1 protein-coding gene is annotated in these 274 nt (G+C 61.3%); it reads left to right on the top strand.

Translation table 11 applies throughout. The features are described 5' to 3' along the window. Positions 1-54: 54 nt before the first annotated feature. A partial coding sequence (locus AAEZ09_RS28240) for a hypothetical protein (RefSeq protein WP_350601643.1) occupies positions 55-274 on the top strand: 220 nt, incomplete at its 3' end.

Here is a 274-nt window from a genome sequence, read left to right as displayed (position 1 = left end):
CCTCATCACCGAGTTGCAGTGCCAGTTGCTGCGCATCGACAAGGAGTCAGTCGCATGACCGCCCGAGCTCAAGATCGAATGTTACGCCTGGCCCAAGCCGACCAAGCCGCGAAGCAGGACTTCGAAAAGGACGACCTGTCCAGTGCCGTGGCCAGCTGCCCGGCGCGCCAGGCCGAGGTTTTTATTGCTCCCGTCCGCTATGCTCTGGCCGAACAAGCAGCCGCGCATAAATGCTGCAAACCAGCGGGCAGAACCCAAAGCCATCCCATGGCTC

Origin of the sequence: Pseudomonas sp. 65/3-MNA-CIBAN-0223 (assembly GCF_040310425.1) — a bacterium.
In the GTDB taxonomy this organism is placed as follows: domain Bacteria; phylum Pseudomonadota; class Gammaproteobacteria; order Pseudomonadales; family Pseudomonadaceae; genus Aquipseudomonas; species Aquipseudomonas gregormendelii.
The sequence above is the reverse complement of the archived record's forward strand: the minus strand, read 5'-3'. Positions and strand labels throughout refer to the sequence as shown.